At 67.9% G+C, this 22395-nt stretch carries 16 protein-coding genes; 11 read left to right on the forward strand and 5 right to left on the reverse strand.

The window, feature by feature from the left end:
• Positions 1-66: 66 nt before the first annotated feature.
• The 4 genes from Q9R39_RS10000 to Q9R39_RS10015 all read left to right on the forward strand — a co-directional run bounded on the left by Q9R39_RS10000 (position 67) and on the right by Q9R39_RS10015 (position 3752).
• Positions 67-417, forward strand: coding sequence for a DUF2834 domain-containing protein (locus tag Q9R39_RS10000; RefSeq protein ID WP_311277421.1), 351 nt, complete (start codon positions 67-69; stop codon positions 415-417).
• A gap of 115 nt (positions 418-532) precedes the next feature.
• Positions 533-880: a molybdopterin oxidoreductase gene (locus tag Q9R39_RS10005; protein WP_211540833.1), complete on the forward strand. Its 348-nt coding sequence runs from the start codon at positions 533-535 to the stop codon at positions 878-880.
• Positions 880-3387, forward strand: coding sequence for a nitrite reductase large subunit NirB (nirB, locus tag Q9R39_RS10010; protein WP_311277422.1), 2508 nt, complete (start codon positions 880-882; stop codon positions 3385-3387). Before Q9R39_RS10005 ends, nirB begins: the two co-directional genes overlap by 1 nt.
• Positions 3384-3752: a Rieske (2Fe-2S) protein gene (locus Q9R39_RS10015; protein ID WP_058251504.1), complete on the forward strand. Its 369-nt coding sequence runs from the start codon at positions 3384-3386 to the stop codon at positions 3750-3752. The genes nirB and Q9R39_RS10015 overlap by 4 nt, the downstream gene beginning before the upstream one ends.
• A gap of 240 nt (positions 3753-3992) precedes the next feature.
• On the opposite strand, the gene Q9R39_RS10020 is transcribed toward Q9R39_RS10015, so the two are convergent.
• Both Q9R39_RS10020 and Q9R39_RS10025 read right to left on the reverse strand, forming a co-directional pair.
• A complete protein-coding gene (locus tag Q9R39_RS10020) occupies positions 3993-4277 on the reverse strand; it encodes a GIY-YIG nuclease family protein (protein ID WP_058251503.1) in 285 nt (94 codons plus the stop codon).
• Positions 4278-4430: 153 nt separating this feature from the next.
• Positions 4431-8546 (reverse strand): bifunctional nitrate reductase/sulfite reductase flavoprotein subunit alpha, encoded by a 4116-nt coding sequence (locus Q9R39_RS10025; protein WP_311277445.1) that lies wholly within the window; start codon positions 8544-8546, stop codon positions 4431-4433.
• A gap of 240 nt (positions 8547-8786) precedes the next feature.
• Between Q9R39_RS10025 and Q9R39_RS10030 the strand changes: the two genes are divergently transcribed.
• The 7 genes from Q9R39_RS10030 (at position 8787) to Q9R39_RS10060 (ending at position 17663) form a co-directional block, all read left to right on the forward strand.
• Complete coding sequence (locus tag Q9R39_RS10030) at positions 8787-9473, forward strand: response regulator transcription factor (protein ID WP_058251501.1); 687 nt, start codon at positions 8787-8789, stop codon at positions 9471-9473.
• Positions 9473-11011, forward strand: coding sequence for a HAMP domain-containing sensor histidine kinase (locus Q9R39_RS10035; protein ID WP_078112187.1), 1539 nt, complete (start codon positions 9473-9475; stop codon positions 11009-11011). The genes Q9R39_RS10030 and Q9R39_RS10035 overlap by 1 nt, the downstream gene beginning before the upstream one ends.
• A 208-nt stretch (positions 11012-11219) precedes the next feature.
• Positions 11220-12707 carry a trypsin-like peptidase domain-containing protein gene (locus tag Q9R39_RS10040; protein ID WP_311277423.1) on the forward strand — a complete coding sequence of 496 codons (1488 nt, stop codon included), beginning with the start codon at positions 11220-11222 and terminating at the stop codon, positions 12705-12707.
• Between the two features lie 112 nt (positions 12708-12819).
• Positions 12820-13488 carry a molybdenum cofactor biosynthesis protein B gene (locus Q9R39_RS10045; protein ID WP_058251498.1) on the forward strand — a complete coding sequence of 223 codons (669 nt, stop codon included), beginning with the start codon at positions 12820-12822 and terminating at the stop codon, positions 13486-13488.
• 703 nt (positions 13489-14191) lie between these two features.
• On the forward strand, positions 14192-14833 hold the full coding sequence (locus Q9R39_RS10050; protein WP_058251497.1) for an MspA family porin: 642 nt from the start codon (positions 14192-14194) through the stop codon (positions 14831-14833).
• A 70-nt stretch (positions 14834-14903) separates the two neighbouring features.
• Complete coding sequence (locus tag Q9R39_RS10055; protein ID WP_058251496.1) at positions 14904-15590, forward strand: MspA family porin; 687 nt, start codon at positions 14904-14906, stop codon at positions 15588-15590.
• A 186-nt stretch (positions 15591-15776) separates the two neighbouring features.
• Positions 15777-17663, forward strand: a complete 1887-nt coding sequence (locus tag Q9R39_RS10060) for an ABC transporter ATP-binding protein (RefSeq protein WP_058251495.1) — start codon at positions 15777-15779, stop codon at positions 17661-17663.
• Here the strand turns inward: Q9R39_RS10060 and Q9R39_RS10065 are convergent.
• From Q9R39_RS10065 to Q9R39_RS10075, 3 genes are all read right to left on the reverse strand, one after another.
• The gene (locus Q9R39_RS10065; protein ID WP_249145010.1) at positions 17598-18551 is read right to left on the reverse strand and encodes an alpha/beta hydrolase family protein; all 954 of its coding nucleotides are present in this window, start codon (positions 18549-18551) and stop codon (positions 17598-17600) included. The genes Q9R39_RS10060 and Q9R39_RS10065 overlap by 66 nt on opposite strands.
• 89 nt (positions 18552-18640) lie before the next feature.
• The gene (locus tag Q9R39_RS10070) at positions 18641-20542 is read right to left on the reverse strand and encodes an ABC transporter ATP-binding protein (protein WP_058251493.1); all 1902 of its coding nucleotides are present in this window, start codon (positions 20540-20542) and stop codon (positions 18641-18643) included.
• Positions 20535-22298, reverse strand: coding sequence for an ABC transporter ATP-binding protein (locus Q9R39_RS10075; protein ID WP_311277424.1), 1764 nt, complete (start codon positions 22296-22298; stop codon positions 20535-20537). The genes Q9R39_RS10070 and Q9R39_RS10075 overlap by 8 nt, the downstream gene beginning before the upstream one ends.
• Positions 22299-22395: the final 97 nt, after the last annotated feature.

The following is a 22395-nucleotide window of genomic DNA, read 5'->3' on the forward strand; positions in this document are numbered from 1 at the left end:
GGTTTCGGGCCGGGGTGCCGCTCTGCCGTGCCACCATCGAGGTTCCGACACGTCGAGGAGGGCCTGATGACCACCGATTCCTACCAGAAGTGGCGAGAGCGATCGTTGTTCGTCGTCTTCCTGTCCGCGCTGGTCACGCAGAACGCCATCGCGATCCCCTACGTACGACAGAACGGGCCGGGGTCGGTCAAGGACTTCTTCGTGGGGGACATCCTGAAGACGACGCCCGGACGGTTCGCGATGGTCGACCTGACGTTCGTCGTCATCGGCTTCCATGTGTGGGCTCTCGCAGAGGCCCGCCGCCTGCGCATCCTGCCGTGGTGGCTGGCGTCGGTCGTGCTGACCTTCGGCGTCGGCATCGCCACCGCGATCCCGTTCTTCTTACTCGCCCGGGAGCGTGCGCTGGGTTCGCGGTAGCGGAACCGCGCGCTCGGTGGCGCTCTCGCGGGCGGGCCGGGCCGGTGAGAACCAGACAACGTCGCCGTAACACCGAGGCAAGTCGCATTTCATGCGCCTCGCGGATAGTGGCGGAATGTCGAGCACTCCACAATTCCTGCAGGGTGTCTACGCGTTCTCCGGCTCGGGCCTGTCGAAGCCGGGGCCGATCGATGCGTCGCTGACCTTCGTCGTCCCGCCCGGGATGACGGCTCAGCCGTTGTACTTTCGCGGCGGCAACAGCTCCGACGAACTCATCTGCGTGACCCTGGTTCGCGACGGCACGCCGATGCGGATGTTCCCGATGGGCGCGAGGTCGTCGGTCAACGTGCCGTTGCGGGTCGTCGAAGACGTGGAACCCGACACCACGCTGGAGCTCCTCCTCGCCGCGCCGGAGGGCGCGAGCGGTGAGGTCGTCGTCGACTTCGGGATGGTCATCTTCTGATGGGCGACGAGCACCTGACGCCACCGGTTCCCACGCGTCGGCTGGTCGTGGTCGGCAACGGCATGGCCGGCGCGCGCACCGTGGAGGAGATCATCTCCCGCGGCGGCCGGGAACAGTTCGCCATCACCATGATCGGCGACGAGCCGTACGGAAACTACAACCGGATCATGCTCAGCCATGTACTGGCCGGGGAGACCGCGGCCGACGACGACGACCTGATGCTCAACCCGATGGCGTGGTACCGGGAGAACGACGTCACGCTCCACTCCGGTGATCGCGCCGAGTCGATCGACCGGTTCGCCAAGACGGTGACCTGCGCGAGCGGACGGATCATCGAGTTCGACGTGCTGATCATCGCGACCGGGTCTCACACGTTCTTCCCCAACATGGACGGACTCCGCGAGTCCGACGGCAGGCTCGCACGCGGCGTGTTCGGCTTCCGCACCATCGAGGACACGAACGGCATGCTGCAGATGGCCGCGTCGCGCGACAACGTGCGCGCGGTGGTGATCGGCGGCGGGTTGCTCGGACTCGAAGCCGCCTACGGACTGCAAACCCAGGGTGTGGCCGTCGACGTCGTGCACTCGCCCGGGCACCTGATGAACCAGCAACTCGACGAGCGCGGCGGCAAGGTGCTGCGCAACCAGATCGAGGCGCTGGGGGTCGGTGTCCACACCGGCAAGCGGACGACGGCGGTGTTGCGCAACGACGACGGGACCGTCGCGGGAGTCGGTTTCACCGACGGGGATTCGCTGCCCGCCGACATGATCGTGGTGACGGCCGGCATCCGCCCCAACGTCGAGATCGCCCGCGGCGCCGGTCTGGTCGTCGAGCGCGGCATCGTCGTCGACGATCAGATGCGTTGCGAGGACGAGGCCTTCATCTACGCGGTCGGGGAGTGCGCGCAGCACCGCAGCGAGGTGTACGGTCTGGTCGCGCCGCTGTGGGAGCAGGCGGTCGTGCTCGCCGACGTCCTCACCGGCGCGAATCCGGCTGCCGAATACCACGGTTCACGGCTGACCACGAAGCTGAAGGTCGCCGGTGTCGACGTCGCGGCCATGGGGGTCAAGGGACCGGAACGCGAGGACGACGAATTCGTCCAGTTCTACGAACCACGCAACGGCGTCTACAAGAGCGTCGTGGTTCGTGACAACAAGCTCATCGGAGCGATGCTGCTGGGCGACATCTCGAAGGTCAACTTCCTCACGCAGGCCTTCGACGACAAGGTACCGCTTCCCGACGAACGCATCTCGATGCTGTTCGACCTGGGCACCCCCAGCGCCGAGACCGGGGCGGCCGAGCTCGCCGACGACGTGCAGGTGTGCAACTGCAACGGGGTCACCAAGGGCGACATCGTGGCCTGCGTGGCGTCGGGGTGCACGAGCGTCGGCGAGGTGTGCGCGAAGACCCGCGCCGGCAAGGGATGTGGTTCCTGCAAGGGGCTCGTCGCCGACATCGTCGAACTCGCAGCGGGGGACGAGCTCACCGCCGACGCGTCCGCCGATTGGTACGTCCCGGCCATCCCGCTGACGAAACCCGAACTGATAGACGCCATCCGACGGCAGGACCTGCGGTCGGTCAGCGAGGTGTTCGACAAACTCGCACCCGACGGCGAGGACGCGACGGCGAAGATGCCGCTCGCCTCACTGTTACGGATCATCTGGGGTTCGGCGTGGAAGCGCGAACCCGGTGCACTGTTCGTCAATGACCGAGTGCACGCGAACATCCAGCGTGACGGTACCTTCTCGGTGGTGCCGCAGATGAAGGGCGGGGTGACCTCACCCGAGCAGTTGCGCAAGATCGCCGACGTCGCGGAGAAGTACTCGATCCCGATGATCAAGGCGACCGGTGGGCAGCGACTCGATCTGCTCGGCGTGAAGAAGGAAGACCTGCCGAAGGTCTGGGAAGATCTCGGCATGCCGTCGGGGTACGCGTACGGCAAGAGCTTCCGGACGGTCAAAACCTGTGTCGGCACCGACTATTGCCGTTTCGGTCTCGGCGACTCGACGCAGCTCGGCATCGACATCGAGACGCGCTACCAGGGTCTGGAGTCACCGGCGAAGCTCAAGCTCGCGGTGACCGGGTGCCCGCGCAACTGCGCCGAGGCCCTGTGCAAGGACTTCGGCGTGGTCGCGATCGGTGACGGCAAGTGGGAGATTTACGTCGGTGGCGCCGCGGGCGCGCACATCCGCAAGGGCGACCTGCTGGCCACCGTGGATTCGGCCGACGAGGTGATCCGGTTGTGCGGCATCTTCATCCAGTACTACCGCGAGCAGGGCAAGTGGCTGGAGCGGACGTACGCGTTCGTACCGCGCATCGGCATCGAGGAACTCCGCGCGATCATCGTCGACGACCGTGACGGACTGGTCGCCGGGTTGCAGGAGGGGATCGACGCCGCGGTCGAGGCCTACGTCGATCCCTGGCTGGACCGCGCCGAACCCAAATCGCCCGCGCAGTTCACCTCGGCGCTTCCGCTGCTGCCGCTGCCCCGGGTGCCGGTCCGATGACCAGTGTGTCGGCGGACGCCGGCGTCGTCGTGGGGCAACTGGACGACCTGCAGGTCGGCGAGAGTCGAGCATATGCGATGCAAGACAGGCAGATCGCGGTGTTCCGCCTGACCGACGGGACCTTGCGCGCCACCGACGCCGTCTGCCCGCACCGCGGGGGACCGCTCGCCGACGGCCAGTTCGATCTGGGCAAGGTCGTCTGTCCGTTGCACCAGTACGCCTTCGAACTGGCCGATGGCCGATGCACCTCGGACGGTATCGACTCCATCGGCGTCTACCGCGTCGAGGACCGAGACGGGGACATCGTCGTCTGGTTGGGTGCTCCTGCGGGCGTTAGTGACAAACGAATGCTCCCTGAGGTGTGAGGAGCGATAGCGACGAGCCACGAAGGGCCTGGTGAGACGCGTTGCGGAGCCCTTCGTGGCTCGCTTCGCTCGCACCTCAGGAACATGGGTTCAGGCGCCCAGGAGTGGTCTTTCGTGGCCCACGACGGCCGTCAGGCCGGAGACCCTGATCTGTGAGGAGCGATCGCTACGAGCCACGGAGGGCTGGTGACGGCACTGGAAGTCCTCCTGCACGTTTGTTCACAAAGCCTCGTGTCAATGTCAGCGTGGTCGACCGCCCCTGCGCCCTGCCCGGGCGCGCAGTAGATCGATATCGCCGTCGATCAGTGCCTTCTTCTTCGCACGAGACCAGCCGTGAATTCGTCGCTCGATCGCGTAGGCGTCGTCCAGTGACAGTTCAACCGACCACGCCAGCCTCACCGGCTGGCGGTGAGCAGTGAAACCAACCTGCGCCGAGCTGTGTTGGCGTAACCGATTGTCGAGGTTTCGCGTGCTTCCGACGTAGTACTTCCCGTCCGCGCACTCGAGGATGTATACCCATGCCATCGCAGTATCGTCGAAGATTCTGGCAGCCCGAGGAACGTATGTACCCCTGCCTGTGGAGAGTTCGCGGCAGCTCGCGTCGCCTGTGTACTCCGACTTGCGGTGCCCTTCGTGGCTCGTCGCTTACGCTCCTCGCACCTCAGGGAGCATGGGGAATCAGTACACGTCCCGCACATAGCGTTTGTCGGCTGCGAGGGCCTTGACGTACGACTCCGCGCTCGCGGGGGAGCGGCGACCGTACTGCGCGACAATGCCTTTCAGTGTCGCGTCGACGTCCTTGGCCATCCGTGTCGCGTCGCCGCACACGTAGACGTGAGCGCCGTCGTGCAGCCACTGGTAGAGCTCTTCACCGTGTTCGCGCATCCGGTCCTGGACGTAGATCTTGCGATCCTGATCGCGCGAGAACGCGACGTCGAGGCGGGCGAGCAGTCCGTCGCCGAGCATGGTCGTCAACTCGTCGCGATAGTAGAAGTCGGTCGCCGAGTACTGCTCGCCGAAGAACAGCCAGTTCTTCCCGGTGTGCCCCAGGGCCTCGCGTTCGCGGAGGAAACCGCGGAACGGGGCGATGCCGGTGCCGGGGCCGATCATGATCATCGGGGTGTCGGGATCGGCCGGCGGCCGGAAGTGGCTCGTGGAGGTGACGAACACGCCGATCTCCTCGTCGGCGCGGTCGGCCAGGAAGGTCGAGCAGACTCCACCGCGCGGCGTGCCGAACAGGTTGTAGCGCACGGCCGACACCGTCAATTGGATCTCGTCAGGACTCTCCAGGGGACTCGATGAGATCGAATACGACCGGGGGGCCATCGGTTTGAGGACCTGCATCCACTCCGCGGCGTCGGCGCTGACGGGATGATCGGCCAGGACATCGACCGACTGTCGCCCCCATGCCCAGTCGTTGAACTGCTGTTTGTTCCCGGGTGCGATGAGCGTCTTGAGGTCGGCGGAACCGGTACGGTCGGCGACGAAACGGACGAGATCCGGTGTCACGCGCGCGAATTCGATGCGGTCGCGCAGGGCGGTGTGCAACGCGACCTCATCGCCGCCCACGGTCACCGACGCGTCGGCGTCGAGGCCGGTGCGGTCGAGGAACTCCTCGACGAGCGTTGGGTCGTTGCGCGGCCAGACCCCCAGCGCGTCCCCGGCCTGGTACGACATCGTGCCCGCGGGCAGGTGGAACCCGAGGTTGCGCACGTCCTTACCGGACCCCTCGGAGTTGAGCTTGACGTTCCGCACGAGCGAGGTGAGCAGCGGCTTCTTCCGCGAATAGGCCGGCGCGGAACGTACCGAGGGTGCCGCCGCGGAGTCGGCCGGTTCACTGACCACGGTCACCCGGTCGCCGGTCACCCCCGAGATGGGTGCCCGGTTCGACATGCTGATCGCCCGGATGACCTCGGTCAGCCAGCCGCCCGCCGTCTCCTCGAAGTCGGGTTCGCAGTCGACGCGCTCGAGTAGGCGACGGCCACCCAGTTCGCCGATGCGCGTGTCGAGTTTGCGTCCGTGGCCGCAGAAGTCGTCGTAGTTGGAGTCGCCGAGCGCCAGCACCGCGTAGTCGACGCCGGACAGGTCGGGTGCGTCGTCGGAGTTCAGCGCATCCCAGAACGATGTACCGTTGTCCGGCGGATCGCCGTCCCCGGTGGTCGAGGTGACGAACAGGGCCGTGCCCTTCAGTTCGCCGACCTCGACATCGTCCATCGACCGGGCGTCGACCCGGAGGCCGCTGGCCTTGACGCGCTCGGCTGCTTCTGCGGCGAGCTCCTCGGCGTTGCCCATCTGCGAGGCCCAGAGCACCGTCACCGTGTCGGTGTCCGGTTCCGACGACGATGAGTCGGACCGGGGGACAGCGGGATCGGGTGCGGCGGCCGCGCGGGAGTACAGACCGGCGAGAACACCCGACACCCAGATGCGGAGCTCGGCACCCAGCGGCGCATCGGCCGGGACGACCGGACTGCCCGCGGGCGAGTCGCCCACGCCGGCCACGAGGCCGGCGAGGTACAGGCGCTCCGCCGGCGACATGGCGGGCGGTGCGACGCCCGTCACTCCCAGTGCCTCAGCCAGTTTCGTCGGGCCCGCGGCGACGACCGGCGCATCGTCGACGTCACCGCGCGAGCCGGGCACCCGGATCAGGGTCACAGCACAGACTTTCAGCTCCGGTTGCTGCGACAACGGATCCACCGCGTCGGAGGTGACGGCATTGATCGCCAGGTGTTCACCGAAGACGTCGTTCCAGTGAAACGGTACGAAGCAGTTGCCGGGTCGCACGCGGTCGGAGATCCGCGCGGGCAACACCGCCCGGCCGCGACGGGACGCCACCTCGACCTTGTCCGCGGCGGTGACGCCCAACCGGTCGGCATCGTCGGGATGTATCTCGACGAAGGGCTCCGGGTTGAGTTTGTTGAGCTTGGCCACCCGGCCGGTCTTGGTCATGGTGTGCCACTGATGGGGCAACCGGCCCGTGTTGAGCAAGAAGGGGTAGTCGTCGTCGGGCATCTCGGCCGGGTCGAGGTGGGGACGGGCGAGGAACTGGGCGCGGCGGCTGGGGGTGGCGAACGCGAGGCGCGGTATCGACCCGTCGTCGAGGCGGTGGAGCGTCTGACTGCGACCGTCGTTGAGATATCGGATCGGGTTGCGGGCACCGGTGTCCACCGGATCGGGCTCGCTGTCGTCGGCCGGCGGGCACGGCCATTGCATCGGAGTGCGGCGGAGCCGGTCGTAGGTAACCCCGCGCAGGTCGTAACCGGTGTTCGGGTTCGCGAACCGTTTGATCTCCTCGAACACCTCCTCGGCGCTCGCATAGTCGAAGGCGTCGGCGTACCCCATCTCGGCGGCGATGCGCGCGATGAGCTGCCAGTCCGGGATCGCCTGTCCGGGGGCGTCGAGCGCGGGTTCGAACAGGGTGAGGTTGCGTTCGGAGTTGACCATCACACCGGTCGACTCCGACCACAGCGTCGCGGGCAGCACCACGTCGGCGTACTGGTTGGTCTCGGTGTCGACGAAGGTGTCCTGGGTGATCACGAGCTCGGCGCGCTCGAGTCCCTCGATGACGGTCTTGCGATTCGCCACCGAGGCAACGGGATTGGTGCAGATGATCCAGCACGCCTTGATCTCGCCGTCGGCCATCCGACGGAACATGTCGATGGTGCCGCCGCCCACGTCGGTGCGCAGGGTCCCGGCCGGAACACCCCAGACACCTTCCACGAACTCACGGTCCGCCGCGGACACGACAGCGCGCTGGCCGGGCAGTCCCGGGCCCATGTAACCCATCTCGCGCCCGCCCATGGCGTTCGGCTGTCCGGTCAGTGAGAACGGTCCGCTGCCGAGCCGGCAGATCGCGCCGGTGGCGAGGTGGAGGTTGATGAGCGCGTTGGTGTTCCAGGTCCCGTGGGTGGACTGGTTGAGGCCCATCGTCCAGCAACTCATCCAGTTGGCTGCGTTGCCGATGAGCTCGGCCGCGGCCCGCAGGTCCGACGCCGCGATCCCGGTGATCGATTCGACGACATCCGGCGGGTACTGGGCGGCGAAGTCGGGGATCTGGTCGAAGCCGTCGGTGAACGACTCGATGAACTCGGTGTCGGTGTGGCCGTTCTCGATGAGCAGGTGCAGCAGGCCGTTGAGGAAGGCGAGGTCGGTCCCGGACCGGATCTGCAGGAACAGGTCCGCCTTGTCGGCCGTCGCCGTGCGTCGAGGATCGACGACGATCAGCTTGGCCCCGGCCTTGACCCGGTCCATCATGCGCAGGAACAGGATCGGGTGACAGTCGGCCATGTTGGCGCCGATGACCAGGAAGACGTCGGCGTGGTCGAAGTCCTGATAAGACCCGGGCGGCCCGTCGGAGCCGAGCGACAGTTTGTATCCGGTCCCGGCGCTCGCCATGCACAGTCGCGAGTTCGACTCGATCTGATTGGTGCGCAGGAATCCCTTGGCCAGTTTGTTCGCCAGGTACTGCGCCTCCAGCGACATCTGGCCCGACACATACAGGGCCACCGCGTCGGGCCCGTGCTCGTCGACGATGTCGCGCAGGCGTCGCGCGGCGTCGGTGACGACGGCGTCGAGTTCGGCGGGCCGGAGCTGGCCGCCCCGATCGTCTCGGACCAGCGCGGTGGACAGGCGCCCGCCGGCGGCGAGCATGTCCGCGGTGGTGGACCCCTTGGTGCACAGTCGCCCGAAGTTCGTCGGATGATCGGGCCGGCCGATCGTCTTGGTGACGCGGTCGGAATCGTCGTCGAGCTTCATCTCCATGCCGCAACCGACACCGCAATAGGCGCACAGCGACATCACCGATCGGGACACGACAGATCGAGTCGGGGCAGACAGGGTCACGGGTTCCAGCGTCGGAGGTCGATGTTTCGCGACCCGAAGCCCGGCGTTACGCATCCATCAACTTGACCTCACAGAACTCGGTCCCCGATGTGAAAGGCCGCCGGAACCGCAGGTGAACGCCGACTCCGTCACTTGAACGGGTGGGTTTCGGCGTTGCTCAGCCGGATCTCAGCCGGGGTGGATAAGACTGTAGCCATGCGCATCCTCGTGGTCGATGACGATCGGGCCGTCCGGGAGTCGTTGCGACGGTCGCTCACCTTCAACGGCTACAGCGTCGAGACCGCGGGCGACGGCATCGAGGCACTCGAGAAGATCCTGGCCGACCGGCCCGACGTGGCGATCCTCGACGTGATGATGCCCAGGCTCGACGGCCTCGAGGTGTGCCGCCGACTCCGCTCCGCCGGTGACGACCTCCCCATCCTGGTGCTGACCGCACGCGACTCAGTGTCCGAGCGGGTGTCCGGGCTCGACGCCGGAGCCGACGACTACCTGCCCAAGCCGTTCGCCCTCGAGGAACTCCTCGCCCGGTTGCGGGCGCTGTTGCGCCGTGCCTCGCCGGACGAGGACGCGGATTCGGAGACCCTGACGTTCGCGGATCTGTCGCTCGATCCCGTCACCCGCGATGTCACCCGCGGCGAGCGCTCGATCAGTCTGACGCGCACCGAGTTCGCCCTGCTCGAGATGCTCATGGCCAATCCGCGCCGGGTGTTGTCGCGCAGCCGCATCCTCGAAGAGGTCTGGGGCTACGACTTCCCGACGTCGGGTAATGCGCTCGAGGTGTACGTCGGCTATCTCCGGCGTAAGACCGAGGCCGACGGCGAACCGCGACTGATCCACACCGTGCGCGGGGTCGGGTACGTCCTGCGGGAGACGCCGCCCTAGTGATCGGCAAGTCGTCGAACTCGACGTCGCGACACCCGAAGACCCGGGATCTCCTCCGCGACCGCCTCACCCGGGCGATCACGGGGCACACCACCGGTGTCGGGTCGGACGAGAAGGAGATGCGGGCGCCGATGCCGCTGATGCGCGCGGTGTCGCTGCGTACCCGCGTGACGATCCTGTCGGCGACCGTCGTGCTGGTCTCGGTGAGTCTGATGGCCGCGGCCGCGTATTTCGTCGTGTATCGCGCGATGTACAACGATGTCGACCAGCAGCTCGAGAGTCGCGCCGACGGGATGGCCGCGCTCGCCCGCGCGGGGGTCCTGCGTACGCAACCCGAGCAGCTGGTGGCCGGAACGGTGTTCTCCACCAACATCTCCATCGCGCTGGTGACCCCCAGCGGCGAGACGTATCTCATCGGTCAGGTGCCGTTCGACGACGTCGAGCGCGGCATCGTCCGGTCGCCGTCCGTGCCCGGTTCCACGCAGCAGAGCCTGCGCACCACGCGCAATCAGCGTGTCCTGACCCGCAAACTCGACGACGGCAACACCCTCGTGCTCGCACAGAGCCTCATCCAGACCGACCGGGTGCTCAAGCGTCTGGCCTGGGTGCTCTTCGTGGTCGGTTGCGGCGGGGTCGCCCTCGCCGCCCTGGCCGGGACGACGGTGGCGCGCGCCGGGTTGCGGCCGGTCTCGCGTCTCAACCGCGCCGTGGAGCGGGTCGCGCGGACCAACGACCTGACGCCCATCCCGGTGACCGGCAACGACGAACTCGCCAAGCTCACGGTCAGTTTCAACGCGATGCTGCGCGCCCTCGACGAGTCCCGGGATCGGCAGGCACGTCTGGTCGCCGACGCCGGACACGAGCTGCGGACCCCGTTGACCTCGTTGCGGACCAATCTGGAGTTGCTGATCGCCGCGAGTCGTCCCGGGGCGCGGGCGGTGCCGGAGGAGGACATGGTCGATCTCCGTGCCGATGTGATGGCGCAGATCGAGGAATTGTCCACGCTCGTGGGCGATCTCGTCGACCTCGCCCGCGAGGACGCGCCGGAAGTGGTCTACGAGGAGGTCGATCTCGCCGAGATCGTGGAGCAGGCCCTCGAACGAGTTCGACGCCGCCGCAACGACGTCGAGTTCGAGGTCGACCTCGCCCCGTGGTTCGTGTTCGGCGAGGCACATGGACTGTCGCGCGCGGTGCTGAACGTGCTCGACAACGCGGCGAAGTGGAGTCCTCCCGGCCGCACGGTGCGCGTCGGCCTGACCCAGATCGGGATGTCGACCGCGGAGCTCAACGTCGCCGATGCCGGTCCCGGAATCCCCGAGGAGGACCGAGGTCTCGTCTTCGAGCGGTTCTATCGGTCGACGCAGTCGCGGTCGATGCCGGGATCGGGTCTGGGACTGGCAATCGTGCGTCAGGTGGTCGAACGACACGGCGGCACCGTGGTCGCCGACACGTCGCCGCTCGGGGGAGCGCTGATCCGGATGACCCTGCCGGGCCGGGCAACTGCGGCGGAACCATCCCCGCAGGTGATTCGTCAGTAGAGGAGAAGCGGGTGGCGCCGGGCCGGCGACTCAGCTGTCGGAGACTGCGAACAGGCTTGTACTCAGACGGTGTGACCTGGTCATCGATCACCATTAGGGTTGACCGAAGGCGCAGTTCGGGTACGACGCTGCCGAGGTGTTGCGGTCCCGGCCCGGCCAACGACAACCAGCACCGGCGCATCGCCGGGCCGACGAGGAAGAGACGAAGATGACGACTGGCGGATCGCACGGTGACGGCTCCTACGGGGGCGGTCAGCACGGCGGTGGTCAACACGGTGGTGGTCAGCACGGTGGGGGCCAGCCGGGTGGGGGTCACCGCGCGGCGTCCGGCAACGAGGCGGCGGGGCAGGGCGGTTCCTACGGTCCGCCGTCCGGCTCGTTCCCCGCCCAGGGCGCCGGGGGCTACCCGGGCGCCAACGCGCCGACGTCGTCGTACGGCAGGCCCGGGACGAGTCCGTTCCCGCCGCAGGGCAACTTCGGTCCGGGTCCCGGGTACGGGCAGTCGGGCCCGGCGCCGTTCGGCTCCCAGCCCGGCTTCGGGAACCAGGGTCCGGACGGCCCGTCGGCCGCACCCGCCACCAAGAAGAAGGGTGCCGGACGCCTCGTGGCGCTGGGGGTGGCCGGACTCGTGCTGGCGTTGGTCGCGGGCGGCGTGGGTGGCGTCGCCGGATACAACCTCGCCGACTCCGACGGCGGCTCCAGCACCAGCAACGGTCCGCTGGGCGGCGACCCCGGCAACGACAACACGACGCCGGTCGCCGCGCCGGCCGGTTCCGTGCAGGAGGTCGCGGCCCGGGTCACCCCGTCGGTGGTCTCCATCGAGGTCGCGTCCGGCGGGGCGATGGGTTCCGGCTCGGGCGTCGTCCTCAGCGAGGACGGCGTCATCATGACGAACAACCACGTCGTCAGCGCCGGCGGCGACGGCCCGGCGTCGAGGGTCGCGGTCAACTTCGCCGACGGTTCGCGGGCCGAGGCCCGTGTCCTGGGGGCCGACCCGATCTCCGACATCGCGGTCATCAAGGTCGACCGCGACGACGTCACGCCGATCACCGTGGGCAACTCGAACAACCTGGCCGTCGGGCAGGACGTGATCGCGATCGGTTCACCGCTGGGACTCGCGGGCACCGTCACCACCGGCATCATCAGCGCGCTCAACCGTCCCGTGCTGACCTCGCGTGACCCCGGGACCAACACCACCTCGGTCATCGACGCCGTCCAGACGGACGCGGCGATCAACCCGGGCAACTCCGGCGGTGCCCTGGTGAACGCCCGGGGCGCGCTGATCGGGATCAACACCGCGATCGCCACCCTCGGTGGGGGTGAGCAACAGGCCGGTGGCAGCATCGGACTCGGGTTCGCGATCCCGATCGATCAGGCCATCCGGGTGGCCAGGGAACTCGAGTCCACCGGCAAGGCCAGCCACGCCAACATCGGTGTGTCGGTACGGCCGAGCGGCGCGTCCGACGCACCCGGGGCCGTCGTCACCGCGGTGACGCCCGGCGGTCCGGCTGCGAACGCGGGCATCCCCGAGGACGCGGTCATCACGAAGGTCGACGACCGCGTCATCTCCTCGGGGGACGCCCTCGTCGCCGCGGTCCGGTCGCACGCACCGGGCGACACGGTCACCGTGACCTATGTGGACAACGGCGCCACCAAGACCGCCCAGGTGAAGCTCGGCACGCTCGCGGCCGGCTGACCGACCACCACAACTGCATCGAGGAGGCTGTTCCGGCGCCCACCGCGGGCGCCGGCACAGCGCAGCACGAACGACCGTTTCGACGGTCCCACCTATCAAGAAAGGGCCTGTCATGTCCGACGCTGCTCCGCGCAACCCGGGTACCACCGCCGTCTCGGCCGAGACCGATCTCGACGAGAACTCATTGGACGTCCGCCTCGCGGGCGGGCCGGGTCCGGTCGACCCCGCCGACGTGGTCGCGGCCGACGCCGCGGCACGGGAGTTCGTCGCGCGCCACGAACAGGCCGCTCACCGCCCGCAGGGCGAAGAGATCGGTCGTGCGCTGGTCGTCGTCGTCGACGACGAGGCGGCCCACGGTGAGGACCAGCGTCTGCTCGGGCCGCTCGTGAGCGAACTGCTGGCCGAGGCGGGGTTCCACGTCGACGCCGCCGTGGTCGTCTCCGGGGACGAGGTGGAGATCCGCAATGCGCTCAACACCGCGGTGATCGGCGGAGTGGACCTCGTGGTCTCGGTGGGCGGCGTCGGCGTCGGCGCCCGGGATGTGACGCCCGAGGCCACCGAACCCCTTCTGGATCGGCGTCTGCGGGGTATAGAAGAGGCCGTCCGCAGCTCCGGTCTGGCGGCGGGAGCCACCGACGGCGGACTTTCGCGCGGGCTGGCTGGAATCTCCGGACAGACACTCGTGGTGAACCTGGCCAACTCGCGGGCTGCGGTGCGCGACGGCATGGCAACTGCCGCACCCCTCGCCAAGTACGTGATCGAGTCGATCAGCGAGTTCTGACCCGGTCGCTCCGCGAGGCCTCCGAGCGGCCCGGAAATCTGTTCAGCAATACAAAGAAAACTCCTGGTTAACAGGGTGACGGGCCACTTTCGATGGGATATCCGACCGGTGGGAACAGAGTCTTCAGAACCCCGGAAATTGCCGATGAGCAGCGATGATGACGCCGCGCAGCACCGAGCTGCGCGGCGTCGTCGTCTCGACGCGGTGTTCGGAAACACCCTTCCTGAACTGACTTCAGACGAGAGTGACGAACATCACACAGGGCGCTCTAAGGATTGGTACGAGGCGCAGCGGCCGCCGCATCACGGGTGATTTCGCTCTTTACGTACGTAGTCACATCAGCGTGTTTTCCTGTCGTTAACTTTCGCCGTTCTATCGTTGGCGAATCTGAGATTCACGCTGGTGCGTGCCCTCTTCGTGACACGGCCGAGTCCTCCTGTTGCCCGAGTTGAGACCGCTCCGATAACGTTCGGCTCGACGACGCGCGGTCCCCAGAGTCGGGGACCGGGGGAGTCCTGCGATCTGTCGCGAGTGACAACGCAGCAGTGACCACGAATTCGATGGATTCTTAACGACAGCTAAGGCATGCATAAGAGCTGGCTTGGTGGTAACTGTGTGGAAGCCCATCGAACGTCGTGGGTCATGACTTGCGGGTGTGAGTGCATTCCGCGGGGTAACAGCCGAATCCTGTGAGAGGGAACGAATGAGCAAGTTCAGCAAGCTTGGGCTGCGCCGCGCCGCGGGCGCGGTCGCGATCGCCTCGGCCGCGGTCGTGGGCCTGGCCGGCATGGGCGTCGGCGAAGCGGCAGGTGCGCCGCTGCCGAACGGTTACAAGAACGCCACCGGCATCGACGGCGAGTCCATCCAGACCTGGCGGACCGGTGAGAACGCCTACCCGATCCCCACCGTCGCGAACAACCCCGCGTCGCGTGGCTTCGTGATCTCCGGCACCTACACCGGCAAGGCGTCGGCTGGCGTCGGCGGCAACCTGGCCGTCAAGTACATCATCGGCTGCCAGGTCGACGTCAGCGGTATCACGCTGGACCTCAGCGGCGCGATCAGCCTCACCGCCACCACCCTGTCCGGTTCGCTCGGCCTTCCGCTCAAGCCCGGCCAGGTCGCGGTCGTCGACATCACCGACAAGGACTTCTCGGACGAGGGTGTCGCCGCGGTCCAGCTGTCGCAGCTGTCGTTCAACCTCAACCAGTGCGGTGGCTACGCTTCGGCTCGTTCGGCCGTCAAGACCATCGGTGCCAAGGGCTACAGCACCGACGACGGCAAGGTGAGCGGCGAGGGCACCCTCATCCAGTCCACCCTGTACGGCAAGCCCTTCACCATCGGTTGATCCGGGCGCAGATAACCAGCTTTTCCTGACTATCTGCCCTGAGCAGATCGATATTCCACGAAGGGGAATCATGAAGAAGAACATCACGCGTCGCGTGGTTGCGGCGGCCGGTCTCGCCGGTGCCGTCGCGATGGGCCTCACCAGCCTCGGCGCCGGTGGCGCCACCGCCGGTCCGCTCGCGGGCGGCACCATCACCAAGACCCTGGTCGACGGAACCCCCGTCACCGTCCAGCTGTTCGACGAGTACGTCAACGTGCAGCGTCCGATCAGCAACGTGCCCACCACCCGTGAGGTGTGGCTGTCGGGCAAGGTCCGCGTGACCGTCGGCGGCAAGGCCGAGGGTGGCTCGATCAAGGTCGGCTACGACGTCGGTTGCCAGGTCAACTTTGGCGGTGGCGAGGTCAGCGTTCCGGGCGTCTCCGGTGGGCTGGACTACACCGATCCCTCGAACGTCACCGTCGGTGGCGGGCTCGACGGTGAAGAGGTCGGCGGCGGCTTCTCGCTCGGCCCCGGTGAGGTCAAGCGCCAGTGGCTGGTCAACGAGACCTCCGGTGATGACACCGCGTACAAGGGCTACAACGTGAACGCCTACACCTTCAAGGGACAGAAGGGTGGCGTGGTCTACAGCCAGGAGCAGTTCAAGGTCGAGAGCTGCGCCGGTTACGCCGCGGCTCGCGCCTTCATCCAGGTGACCGTCAGCACCGATGCCGTCAAGGGTGTCGTGGCACTGAACGGCAAGCCGTTCAGCCTCGGCTGATCGACTCCTCCACCACGCCGCGGGGCGGGAATCCGAACGGATTCCCGCCCCGCGGTCGTTGGTGTGGGGTTGGTTCGGTGTCGCTGTGAGTCTGCTGTATTCGGCTGTCTGGCAGTGAAACTCATCGGTCCTCGGTCGTAGTCTCGGTGCCGGCGGATCTCGTCCCGCCGGTGAGGAGCCATCGACATGTCCACCGCCACCGAACTGCGACCGGTTGACGATCCGAGCGCGTGCGACGTGGGGCCACGCGTCCCGACGCCGGAGTCCCGTCCGGCGACTCTCACCGTGTCGGCGACCGTCCGCCGTTTCGCGCCCATGGTCGTCGGACTGCGATGGCGTCTCGCGGTGGCTGTCATCTGCCACCTCGTGCAGGTCGGCACCACGGTGGTCACCGTCGCGCTCTTCGCGCACATCGTCGACGACGTGCTGGTGACCGGCGATCTGAGCGCGCTGTCCACCCCGATGATGATCTGGGTGGCCGTCTCGCTGGTCGGCGCCGTGTCGTCGTATGTGGGCGGGATCCTGACCGCAGGCGTGACCGAGACACTGCTGCTGCGTCTCCGAGGTCAGCTGTACGCTCACATCCAGCGGCTCGCACCGCACACGCGGGACCGGTTCGGTGACGGCGACCTGGTGTCGCGCACCACCGCCGACGTCGAGGCGGTCGACAGTCTCGTGTCGTCGGGTGTGGTCTCCGGCGTCGTCGCCACCGTGAGCCTCCTCGTCTACGGTGCCGCCGCCTTCGCGACCAACTGGCAATTGGCCCTCGTCGCCGCCGTTCTCGCGCCGCTGCTCTGGGTGACGGCCCGTCGATTCGGCGCCGTGGTCAAACGTGCGTCGCGGCGCGAGCGGCAGGCTGCCGGCCGGATCAGTGCACTGGTCGCCGAGGGGATCGGCAACATGGTGGCGTTGCAGGCCGACAACCAGACCTCGCACCACCGAGCCCGGGTCCTGGAGCAGAACCGCCGATGGCGGGAGGCCCGGATGTCGGAGTCCCGGGCGGGGGCGGCCTTCGCCGAGGCGGTCACGGTCGCCGAAGTGCTCTGCATGATCGTCGTCATCGCGTTCGGGGCGTGGCTCATCGCCGGCGGTGATGCGCAACTGGGCACGCTCATCGCCCTGACCGGATATCTCGGGTACCTCTACCCGCAGATCCAGGCACTCGGCGGTCTGCTCGTCGAGGTCACGTCCGCGACCGCGAGCGCCGAACGGGTGGCCGAGGTCCTCGACGCGCCGGCTGGTGTCGCCGAACCGATTGCAACCGAGTCGATTTCGTCCGAACCAGTGGCCATCGACCCGATTCCGGCCCGTCGTCCGGTCTCGCCCGCCCCGGTGGGTCTGTCGTTGACCGGGGTGTCCTTCGCGTACCCGGACAACGGGTCCCGAGTCCTCGAAGATGCCCACCTGGAGATCCGTGCGGGTGAGACAGTGGCGGTCACGGGTCCGAGTGGTGCCGGCAAGAGCACCCTGACCCGTCTGCTGCTGCGTCTGTACGACCCTGACGCGGGGTCGATCCGACTCAACGGCAACGACATTCGCCACCTCGACGTGAGTGACCTGAGAGAGCACCTGTCGGTGCTGCATCAACGGCCGGCGTTGATGCGTGGCACGATCGCGGACAACATCCGTTTCGGCTGCACCACGGCGACCAGAGCGGACATCGCAGCTGCCGCGCGGGCCGCAGGGGCCGCCGAATTCATCTCGCGGATGAACGGCGGCCTCGACGCCGAGGTCGTCGAACGTGGGGAGAACCTGTCCGGTGGTCAGCAGCAGCGAATTGCGCTGGCGCGCACGATCCTTCGAAACCGCCCGGTACTCGTCCTCGACGAACCGACCACGGGCCTCGACGACGAGACCGTCAGCGGGATCCTCGAACCACTCGCCGGGGTCGCGTCACTGCGGACCACTATCCTCATCACCCATGATCCGCGTGTGCTCGACCTCGCCGACCGGACAGTCGAGTTGCGCGACGGACGGTTCGCCGAGGCGGCTCCGGTGGCGCCGCGGTCAGGCGAGGGCGCGCTCGTAGAACGACCACGAACGGTGCAGCTGGTCCTGCCAGTACAGCCATGAATGGGTTCCCGCCGGCGGAAGGTCCACCGTCGCCGGAATGTTCAACTGCCCGAGACGATTCAGGAGCTGGACGGTGCAGCCCAGGGTGGCGCCCTCGATGACTCCGCCCACGACGATCTGGTCGGCCAGGGTGTCCAGGTCCTTCACGTAGCGAGGATTGTCGTACTGCCCGGGCAGACCGCCGGCGTTCGAGATGTAGAGCTTCTGGCCACGCAGCTTGGCGGCGTTGACCACGGGATCGTGGGCGCGCCAGCCGGAGCCGCCGTACGGACCCCACATGTTGGTGGCGTCGCCGTCCCCGCGGATCTCCACGACGAGTCGGATGTACTCCTGACCGAACGGGTCGGACGTCGTCGGACATCCGCTGTAGGAGCCGACGGCCTGATAGAGATCGGGATGCTCGATGGCGAGATTCAGCACCGACGTCGCCGACGAGGAGATCCCGCCGATGGCGTTGCGGCCGGAGGTGTTGTAGGTGGCATCGACGACCGCGGGGAGTTCCTTGCCCAGGAAGGTCGACCACTTGTGCACGCCGAGAACCGGATCGGGCTTCTGCCAGTCGGTGTAATAGCTGTACTGGCCGGCGTTCGGGATGACCACGTACAGGTTCTTGTTGCGTGTGAACTCGACGATGTCGGTCTTCTCCAGCCAGTTGGCGCGATCCTCGCCCCCGCCGGCGCCGTTGAGGAGGTAGAGCACGCCCCGCGGCTTGGACTCGTCGGCCGGCTTGATCACCGTCAGCGGGACATCCCGGTTCATGGCGTCGGAATGCACGACGATGTCGGTCACGCGCCCGGGCGATCCGGCGTCGACGAGTCGTGGTGCGGCGCTCGCCCCGCCGGTCATCGGAGCGACGAGCGAGACACTGAGGGCGACCGCCGCTGCCATCCCGAGTCTGCGCAAACCTCTGTACACGTTTCCTCCTGATCGGGAGACGGCGGGCCGGTGGTCCGACTCGCGCTGGCTCCTGCCTTCTGTCACGGGTCCGACCTCGCGTCCGGACCGCTGGGACTGCTGCCGCTCACACTCGCGTCGTCGCCGGCCGTGGCGTCCGCCGGCGCGAGTCCGCACCGTCGGGCGTAGATCCCGCCCGCGGCGAGCAACTCCTGGTGGGTCCCTGCCTCGGCAATCACCCTATCGTCGAGGACGACGATCTCGTCGGCCAACGCCGCGGTCGCCATGCGGTGGGTGATGAGCAGGGTGGTGGTCCCCGCGCGTAGTCGGTGCAGGGCACGTTGAACGAGCAACTCGGTGCGGGGGTCGGCGGCGCTCGTCGCCTCGTCGAGAATGAGGATCTTGGGCGACGCGGCAATCGCGCGCGCGACGGTGACCAGCTGTTTCTCGCCGGCGCTGAGGTTTTCGGATTCCTGGCCGATCACGGTGTCGATGCCCTCGGGGAGTGCTGCGACGATCTGCGCGACGTGGCTGTCCGTAAGAGCCGCATCGACCGCACGGCCGTCCTCGATGCCGAAGGCGATGTTCTCGCGGACTGTCCCGGTGAACAGCCACGGTTCCTGGGTGACGACGGCCATGTCCGCCCGTGCCCGGTGCGGTCCGAGTTCGACGAGATCGACGCCGTCGATGGTGATCGAGCCCCGGCTGGGTGCGTAGAACGCCTGCAGGAGATTGGTCAGCGTGGTCTTGCCCGACCCGGTGGTCCCCACCACGGCGGTGGTCGTGCCGGGTGCCATCCGGAAGCTCACCGAGTCGAGAACGGGGTTGTCCTCCTCGTAGGCGAAGCCCACGTCGTCGAAGACGATCTCGGGTGGGAGCTGGTGCCGGCCGGACGAGACCGGTACCGGCTGGCCGGTGTCGGCGCCGGCGTCCTCGGGGGCCTCGAGCACCTCGCGGACCTTGCTCGCCGACACCGTTCCGGACTGGACCTTGGTGACGAAGCCGGCGAGCTCGCGGACCGCACTGGTCAGCTGTTGCGCGAACACGACCACGACCTGGGCCGCGCCGAGACTCAGATGGCCGTCGACCACCATGATCCCGCCGAGGACGGCCAGGACGAGGAACACCAGGGCGTTGAGCGCGGTGAGGACCGAGGGCAGGGAACCGCCGATCCACTGGGCAGAGCGGACCGAGGAGAAGAGTTTGTCGTTGAGGTCGTCGAAGCGGCGCGCGGCGGTCGGTTCGGCGTTGTACGCCTGCAACATCCGGCGCGCGCTGAGTTCCTCTTCGATGTGCCCCGTGAGGGCGGCCGTGGTCGTCCAGCGGGACTCGAGGTGCGGTCGTGCCCGGCGGGCGAGCAGGACCGCGGCCAGCGCCGACACGGGTGCTGCGACCAGGGCGACACAAGCCAGCACCGGGGAGATGACGAACAGCACGGCGGTGACGACGACAAGCGTCAAGGCATTCGTCGGAACGGTCACCAGCACCGGTGCGATCACCGTCGCGGCGTTGTCGGTGTGGGCGGTCAGCTTGCTCACCAACACGCCGCGTGTGGTGTTCTCGAAGTAGCGCAACGGAAGACGGTGGATCTTGTCCTCAATGCGTGCGCGCAACCCGGCCACCGACCGCTGCACGGCGACGGTCAGCAACCGGCCCTGGGCGAGGCTGCAGACCGCGGCCGCCACGAACACCCCGACCTGGATCGCCAGCAGCGTCCAGAGCAGTCCCCAGTTCATCGTCACGTCGCCGACCGTGCCGTCGACGATCACGTTGGTGACCGCACCGAACAGGATCGGCGCGACGACGCCGCCGACCGCGGCGAGGATCGCGAAGAGGGAGATGGCCGTCCCGCGTCCTCTGCTCAGGTCGAGTTGCCGGACGATCCAGCGCAGCGATCCATCGCGCCGTCGAGCCGTCGGTCGGTCTGCCGACGCCTGCTTCCCCCTCGGCCCGACCGCCGGCGCCTGCGATCTCTGGTCAAGCATTGGTCACCGCCTGCGCGTAGGCGATCTCCCGATAGATGTCGCTGCGGGACCGCAATTCCGAATCTGTTCCGAGGCCGACGATCCGTCCCGCGTCGAGCACCGCGATGACGTCCGCGTGCTGGACCGACGACACACGCTGCGCGGCGATCAGGACCGTCGCATCCGGATCGGTCCGGCGCAACCGTCCGATGATCTGGGCCTCGGTGTCGACGTCGAGAGCGCTGAACGGGTCGTCGAGGACGTACAGCGCGGGCCGGCGGAGCACGGCACGCGCGAGTGCGAGCCGTTGGCGCTGACCACCGGAGAAGTTGCGTCCGTCCTGCGCCACCGTGGCGTCGAGAGCGCCGGGGCGAGCCGAGACGAAGTCGGCCGCGGCGGCGACCTCCAGGGCGTCCCACAGCTCGTCGTCGGTGGCGGTCGGTCGGGCGATCCGGAGGTTGTCGGCGACCGTCCCGGTGATGAGCTCCGCACCCTGACCCACGAAGGCGCTGCGTGCGCGAACCCAGGCGGGCGCCAGAGCGGTCACGTCGGCGGCATCCCATCGGAGCACGCCCGACGTGGGGTCGGCGAACCGCAGGGGTAGGGACAGCAGCGTCGACTTGCCGCTTCCGGTTCCACCGAGGACGCCGGTCACCGTGCCGGGTGCGCAGAACAGGGAGACCTGGTCGACGGTGGGGGACTCGGCGCCCGGATAGGCGACCGACACCGCGTCGAAGACGATCGCGGGCGGTGAGGGCGCCCGGCCGTCACCGGGGTCGCCGGGGTCGAGCGGCTCGGTGTCGAGTACCTCGGTGATTCGTCCGGCGCTGGTCACCGCACGCGGGATGACCCCGGCGATGATGGTCAGCAGCGACACCGCCAGCAGGATCTGGGCGAGATAGCCGACCGTCGCGGTGATCTGGCCGATCTGCATCTCACCGCGGTCGACGAAGATCGCACCCAGTGCGGTCACCGCGACCACGGCGAGGTTCGAGACCACGGTGACCAACGGCAGCATCAGGACCTGCAGTCGGCCGAGGCGCAGGGCCACGTGGGTGAGTTCGTCGTTCTCCACCGCGAACCGGGCGCGTTCCCGGTCCTCTCGCCGAAAGGTGCGGATGATCGCGATCCCACGCAGCTGCTCGCGGAGCACCCGGTTCACGACGTCGAGACGACGCTGCAACTGCGCAGCCCACGGCACCAGACGCCGGACGAGGACGGCGACGACGACGACCAGCACCGCCCCGGCGACCACCAGCACGGGCGCCATCCGCCAGCCCTGCGCCAGCGACAACACCAGCGCGCCGAACAGCATCAACGGCGCGGTCACCACGACGGTCAGGCTGATGAAGAGGAATCCCTGGATCTGGCCCACATCGCCAGTGGAGCGCGTCAGCAGGCTCGAGAGGCCGATGGAGTGGACCTGCGGATCGCTGAAGGCGCTGATCCGACCGTGCACACGCGTGCGGAGGTCGCGCGCCGCGGTCGCCGAGATATGGGAGGCCAGGAATGTGGCACCGATCGACACCACCAGGTTGACCACGGCCACCACGACCATGAGTACCCCGACGCGCTTGATGGTCGCCACGTCACCGCGCAGGATTCCGTCGTCGATGATCGCCGCGTTGAGAGCGGGCTGGGCGAGCGTGGTGAACACCGAGGCGAGCTGGAAGACGACGAAACCGGCGCAGGCCCAACGGGTTGTCCGGAGCGCGTCGAACAGGAGCGCGAGCAACGCGCGTACCTCATCCTTGCTCATCGAGCGGGTGACGGGCATCTGGTGAGGCTACTCCGGGTCGTCGTGACGCTGGCCTACCGTGGGTGCGGAACTCCCACCGATATCGGTTTCGTGTGCGTGCCGTGAAGTGTTCCGA

The organism is Gordonia sp. AC31, from assembly GCF_031844505.1.
Taxonomy (GTDB): domain Bacteria; phylum Actinomycetota; class Actinomycetes; order Mycobacteriales; family Mycobacteriaceae; genus Gordonia; species Gordonia hongkongensis.

What these genes read in the sequence shown, in the direction of transcription:
- Q9R39_RS10000 (WP_311277421.1), top strand. Translation starts at nt 67, where the DNA reads ATGACCACCGATTCCTACCAGAAGTGGCGAGAGCGATCGTTGTTCGTC.
- Q9R39_RS10015 (WP_058251504.1), top strand. Translation starts at nt 3,384, where the DNA reads ATGACCAGTGTGTCGGCGGACGCCGGCGTCGTCGTGGGGCAACTGGAC.
- Q9R39_RS10060 (WP_058251495.1), top strand. Translation starts at nt 15,777, where the DNA reads ATGTCCACCGCCACCGAACTGCGACCGGTTGACGATCCGAGCGCGTGC.
- Q9R39_RS10040 (WP_311277423.1), top strand. Translation starts at nt 11,220, where the DNA reads ATGACGACTGGCGGATCGCACGGTGACGGCTCCTACGGGGGCGGTCAG.
- Q9R39_RS10065 (WP_249145010.1), bottom strand. Translation starts at nt 18,551, where the DNA reads ATGGCAGCGGCGGTCGCCCTCAGTGTCTCGCTCGTCGCTCCGATGACC.
- Q9R39_RS10070 (WP_058251493.1), bottom strand. Translation starts at nt 20,542, where the DNA reads ATGCTTGACCAGAGATCGCAGGCGCCGGCGGTCGGGCCGAGGGGGAAG.
- Q9R39_RS10055 (WP_058251496.1), top strand. Translation starts at nt 14,904, where the DNA reads ATGAAGAAGAACATCACGCGTCGCGTGGTTGCGGCGGCCGGTCTCGCC.
- Q9R39_RS10045 (WP_058251498.1), top strand. Translation starts at nt 12,820, where the DNA reads ATGTCCGACGCTGCTCCGCGCAACCCGGGTACCACCGCCGTCTCGGCC.
- Q9R39_RS10050 (WP_058251497.1), top strand. Translation starts at nt 14,192, where the DNA reads ATGAGCAAGTTCAGCAAGCTTGGGCTGCGCCGCGCCGCGGGCGCGGTC.
- Q9R39_RS10020 (WP_058251503.1), bottom strand. Translation starts at nt 4,277, where the DNA reads ATGGCATGGGTATACATCCTCGAGTGCGCGGACGGGAAGTACTACGTC.
- Q9R39_RS10005 (WP_211540833.1), top strand. Translation starts at nt 533, where the DNA reads ATGTCGAGCACTCCACAATTCCTGCAGGGTGTCTACGCGTTCTCCGGC.
- nirB (WP_311277422.1), top strand. Translation starts at nt 880, where the DNA reads ATGGGCGACGAGCACCTGACGCCACCGGTTCCCACGCGTCGGCTGGTC.
- Q9R39_RS10025 (WP_311277445.1), bottom strand. Translation starts at nt 8,546, where the DNA reads ATGTCGCTGTGCGCCTATTGCGGTGTCGGTTGCGGCATGGAGATGAAG.
- Q9R39_RS10075 (WP_311277424.1), bottom strand. Translation starts at nt 22,298, where the DNA reads ATGCCCGTCACCCGCTCGATGAGCAAGGATGAGGTACGCGCGTTGCTC.
- Q9R39_RS10030 (WP_058251501.1), top strand. Translation starts at nt 8,787, where the DNA reads ATGCGCATCCTCGTGGTCGATGACGATCGGGCCGTCCGGGAGTCGTTG.